General features: G+C 37.7%; 2 protein-coding genes. Both read left to right on the top strand.

The annotated features are described in order from the left end of the window. Positions 1-1,108: 1,108 nt before the first annotated feature. A complete protein-coding gene (locus E1171_RS08745) occupies positions 1,109-2,329 on the top strand; it encodes an amidase family protein (protein WP_155205627.1) in 1,221 nt (406 codons plus the stop codon). A gap of 628 nt (positions 2,330-2,957) precedes the next feature. Then, positions 2,958-5,264 (top strand): FdhF/YdeP family oxidoreductase, encoded by a 2,307-nt coding sequence (locus tag E1171_RS08740; RefSeq protein WP_155205626.1) that lies wholly within the window; start codon positions 2,958-2,960, stop codon positions 5,262-5,264. The last annotated feature ends 460 nt before the right edge of the window (positions 5,265-5,724 follow it).

The following is a 5,724-nucleotide window of genomic DNA, read 5'->3' as shown; positions in this document are numbered from 1 at the left end:
GAGTGTGGAAGCTTATTTGGTACACACCAGGAAAGACTAAAAATGAATTACTTCAAAAAAACCTTTTCCATTTAATCATCAAAAATGGTGCTTCCCTTCCCTTATTTGCTTTGTAAAGGTGTAGTAATATTAATTATAATTCAAATAGATTTTTATTATAGGTAAATAGTGTTTGGTTATGGGGAAGTTTTAACTTTCTTATTGTTAGTAACTTATATTTTGTGGATAGGTAGTTTGTCTCTTATCTAAGGTAAAACTCTAGACTCTTAGTGAGGGAAGGAAAATTCAAGTTTAAATAGTAGACCTAATGAGGAGTGATTTCGAGTGGGCCTTCGGGTATTTCTAAAATTATGGGAAGAATAAGTTATTTTCATTACTAAATCTTATATAATAGCCGCTTTTAATCTGATTTTTTAAATTACCATCCGGTCTTCTGAATTTCAGGATGGCTCATAACTAGTCCATAGTGAAACGCTATATGGGAAGCTTTTTTCTTGATTTAAAATGGACCGGTGAGGGTGAGCCTGAACTGGGAGTAGGGATCATCACCGAAGTAAGTAAAAAAATGATATTCAAAGGATGAGTGTCAACCTGGATTCCGAAATCTGTAGACTTAAAACCTTACCAAAAAAGAACAAGCATATACTAATGGAAGAGATTCAGATAGTGCTGGAAGAGCAGAAAACCCTTACATCCCCCATTGGGAATGGCTAAAACTCATTCAGAAAGGTGACTTTAGATTATTTGTAGACTTTCTTAATTGGGAGAGGTTTTTTTCTCATTATAAATGCCTAGCGATGTGCTATTTTTTGAATGGTTGGGTATGAAATAGTGGCAAAGGTAGTGAATAGGCTATGGTTATTTGTAATTTAATTAGAAACAGTAGTAATGTAATAATTAAATTTTATTCGTATGTGTTGATAATTCCAAAAAATGTAATGCCCCCTTTGATCTTACCTAGATTAAACTAATAAGATGGGTTACAAATAAATGCCATAGGTGGTATATCGGATTGTTACATAACATTCAGAGAACGTTTTATTGAATTAGAAATTCAATAATTGCTTTTATAACCTGTATTAATAATTCAATATTTTAGATTCAAAACATGAATAACAACTTCACCATTAAAACATCAAATGCTTTTGTAGAACATTTTCTAATTGAGCCATATAAAAATGGAACCCTGGATGGTCTCAGCTTTGCTGTAAAGGATAATATTGATATAAAGGGTTATAAGACTTCCTACGGAAGTAAACCTTGGAAAGATATGCATGCAAAAGCGGTTTACAATGCCCTGTGTATAGACCAAATCTTAAATTGTGGAGCGAAATGTATAGGCAAGACAATAGCTGATGAATTTACATATAGCCTTGAAGGAGAGAGTTATTTCTTTGGTACTCCACTAAATCCCAAAGCTCCAGATCATGTACCTGGAGGGTCATCTAGTGGTTCAGCTTCAGCTGTAGCCTGTGGTTTAGTCGATTTTTCAATTGGGACAGATTCGGCCGGATCTATTAGAGTACCAGCTAGCCTTTGTGGTATATGGGGAATGCGACCTTCTTTGCATAGAATTTCTGAAGCAGGGGTTTTACCATTTATGCCAAGTGTAAGTACAGTTGGAGCCTTTTCCAATAATATTTATACCCTTGAAAAAGTGATGAGAGTTCTTCTTCGAAGTGAGAACAAGGAAAAAAGAAGTATAAAAAATATTTATTTATTAAATGATGCTTTTTTAATCGCTGATGCCTCGGTTAGAAAAGCTATAGAAAGTAGTATATTACACTTGAATGACAGGGAAGGCATCTCACTTATTCCTATTAAGTTAAGTGAAATAGTTGGAGATCACATTGATTTAAACATATGTAACTCAAAAGCCCTAAGAGTATTGCAAACTGCCGAATTTTCCAACACAGTTGGGGGGTGGATTGAAACAGTTAATCCTGAATTGGGTCCCGGTTTCACTGCTTCCTATAATAATGTAAAGAATTTTGATCGGACTGACCTAAATGAAGCACTCTTCTTATGTGAAAAGTTTTATTCAAAAATTAAGAACTTTATAAATGACAGTGACCTTTTCCTATTCCCAACAACCCCTACAGTTGCACCTCGTAAGGGCGCATTAAACAATCATGAAACTGTTCTAGATTTTTATGATAGGACAATGGCGATTACTTCTTTTGCTGGAATTGGCCGATTGCCAGAAATTTCCATTCCTATCACCTCAGTAAATAAAATTCCTGTTGGTTTATCAATAGCTGCAGGTCAATATCAAGATGAATTCTTACTTTCAGCCTCCAGAGATCTATTTGGCAATATCACTGCCTAAAATATTTATTTTTCATGAGGTTGGGGCTTTAATTAGATTAAATGGATTGGATTTGGAATTCTGGGTTTAACTTTCGTCCTGGGATGAACAATTAATAATTGCCAAGAGATATCTTTTTGGGGCAAACCTCTTCTTTGAGGTCAGTCTTTAAATCAACATGCCCATAAATACTTTAAGGCATTTGTAATACCTTATTGGGATACTTGTTTAATCCATAAGAGTAATGGACCGGGGAGGTGAAATCATTTTCTAAGCCTTTAAATAAATTTTGTGTAGATTGAACTTTTGGTGAATTATCAAATTATAAAAGTTACAGGCATTAAGAAGTTTGGAAATCCTTTATTGAAAAATCTATCCATGACCATCTTGGTTTATGGGCTTTTACCACAAAGGAGGGGTGGTTGAATCTAAAGCGGGCTGTGGGTGGTCATGTGGGGAGAAGCATTTTTGATTCTTGATTTTTTTGCATCGTTTTTTTATCAAGAAAAAAATGAAGGCTAAATTTAAAGAAAAGCACCAAACCTGTTTTCCAGGCAACAACAAAAAATAAAGGAAAACAAACTCATTTATGCCTTAAGTGAAAGCTTTAATTTTTAAAGCTTCCTTACAATAATCTTAATTGTGCATCATGAAAGAAGACTTTCGCAGAAAGGTCTCCGCAAGGGGACCTGAAGACTTTTTGGATATCAAAGTAAAAGAACCCGTTCGCCATGCTGCGGGAATGCTAGGGGTAAAAGTGGCTTTGCAGCACAGCTTCAAGGAAATGGGGGTCCTAAGATCTATGCGGGCTTTATTGGAAATGAATCAAAAAGAAGGTTTTGATTGCCCTAGTTGTGCCTGGCCAGCTCCGGATAAACCTTCCAAAATTGCTGAATATTGTGAAAATGGAGCGAAAGCCCTTGCGGATGAGGCTACAACCAATCATATCGGAAGGGAATTTTTTAAGCAATACTCCGTAGAACAGCTATTGCAGCTTTCCGATTACCAGCTCAATCAATTTGGGAGAATCACGGAGCCCTTAGTGCTTAGGGAAGGAAGTATTCATTATGAACCTGTTAAATGGGAAGAGGCCTACCAGATGATCTCTGAAGTTTTACAAAAATTAGATTCGCCCGATGAGGCTATTTTTTATACTTCCGGTCGCTCCAGCAACGAAGCCGCTTTCTTGTATGGAATGTTTGCTCGGGCCATTGGTACCAATAATATGCCCGACTGTTCCAATATGTGCCATGAATCCAGTGGGGTAGCCCTAAAAGATACTTTGGGTATTGGTAAAGGTTCGGCCAAACTGGAGGATATTCATGAGGCGGAAGTCGTAATAGTTGCAGGACAAAACCCCGGCACCAATCACCCACGTATGCTTGCAGCCCTTGAAAAATGCAAGAAAAACGGAGGAAAGGTAATTAGCATCAATCCATTGGAAGAAGCAGGACTTGTAAATTTTAAAAACCCTCACCGTATCAAAGGAATTTTAGGCAAGGGTGAGGACTTAACCGATATACATTTGCCAGTCAGGATAAATCAGGATATGGCAGTTGTCAAACTCCTGATTAAAAAACTCGCCACCCTTGACAAGAAAAGCGGAGGGGTATTTGACCATGAGTTTATAGCAAAATATACCGACGGTTACAAAGCCCTCATGGAGGATATTCAGAAGCATGACGAAAAGGAACTGCTTCAACTATGCGGTATTAGCGAGAAGAAAATCGACCAAACGGTTCAGTTATTAGCCAATAGTTCCAAAATAGTGGTTTGCTGGGCTATGGGTTTAACTCAGCACAAAAATGGTGTGGAAAACATCAGGGAATTTGTCAACCTGTTGTTGCTCAAAGGGGCCATTGGTAAAGCGGGAGCTGGAACTTGCCCTGTAAGGGGACATAGTAATGTGCAAGGGGATAGAAGTGTGGGGATTATGCATTATGTGGATGAACCATTCAATGAAAGAATAGAAAAACACCTGGGTTTTAAACCACCGGTAAAAGAAGGTTTGGATGTGGTAGGAGCTATTCGTGCTATGCATGAAGGTGAAGCGAAGTTTTTCATGTGTTTGGGGGGGAATTTCTTAATGGCAGCTGCTGATACCGATTATACAGCGGATGCCATACAAAATTGTACCCTAACGGTACAAATATCTACAAAGCTGAACCGAACCCATTTAGTGACAGGAAAGACGGCACTGATTTTACCCACCTTTGGCCGTTCTGAAAAGGATATGAAAAATGGGAAACAGCGCTATCTTACGGTTGAAAACAGTATGGGAAGAGTAAGGCAATCTCGTGGGCTGTTAAAACCTATTTCAGACGCCATAAAAAGTGAACCTGAAATTATTGGGGAATTGGCCGACCACCATTTTAAGGGACAACATCCTATGAACTGGAAAGCTATGGGGAGTGATTACGAATTGATACGCAAGAGCATTGATAAGGTAGTGAAGGGTTTTAGCAAAACGAGTGAGCGTTCAAAGGGTGCAGGTTACTACCTACCCAATAATGTACGGGAATTGGATTTCAGCAAACTACCGAATGGGAAAGCGCAGATCACCCTGAATAAATTGCCGGTCCATCAACTGGAGGAAGATGAATTTCTATTGATGACCCTTCGTTCTCATGATCAGTTTAATACCACTATTTATGGGTTGGATGACCGATATAGGGGCATATACAATGAAAGACGGGTGTTGTTTATGAACCCTAAGGATATGGAGAAGCATGAACTAAGCAGGTTGGACGTTGTGGATATTAGCAGCGAATATGATGGCATAAAGCGAACAGCTTATAAATTCCGTGTGATTCCCTATAAAATTCCTGTGGGAAATCTGGGTGCCTATTACCCTGAAACAAATGTAGTAGTTCCTTATAATCATTATGCAGACAGGAGCCATACCCCTATTAGCAAATCTGTAAAAGTCAGGATTGTAAAGTCTGCAAGAACATAGGATTTGAGGTGCTATTTTCAGGCTGATGAATCAGGAAAGTCATAAAATGACTTAAGTTTATTAAGGGGTCCTCGGATAAGGGTCAGCTAAGATAGCTTTTTATGGAGCCTGTTTTTAAAATCCTGGCAATTATACTATCCGGTAGTTGCTTAGTTTGTACTAGTTTTTTCTCTTTTTTAAAGCCATACTGCCGAAATGATTGTTTGCGGGCAATTGACATTTCAAATGGAAAATAAGATGTGGTGCCACTACAAAGGAGACCTAGTAGTTCGAAAGAATTGGAAGGTCACCGGATTAAAAAAATCATTTCGGGCCATTGAATAAATAATCTACCTAATACCCAAGGGGAGGAAAATTTAAAAAACTAAAATGAAGGCTAAATTTAATGAAAAGAGAAAAGTTTTATTACCTAGCAAAAACTTAAATAGTCGTAAACCAACTCCTTTATAATTTATGGGTA

This window comes from Xanthovirga aplysinae (assembly GCF_009711365.1).
Classification (GTDB): Bacteria; Bacteroidota; Bacteroidia; order Cytophagales; family Cyclobacteriaceae; genus Xanthovirga; species Xanthovirga aplysinae.
The sequence above is the reverse complement of the archived record's forward strand: the minus strand, read 5'-3'. Positions and strand labels throughout refer to the sequence as shown.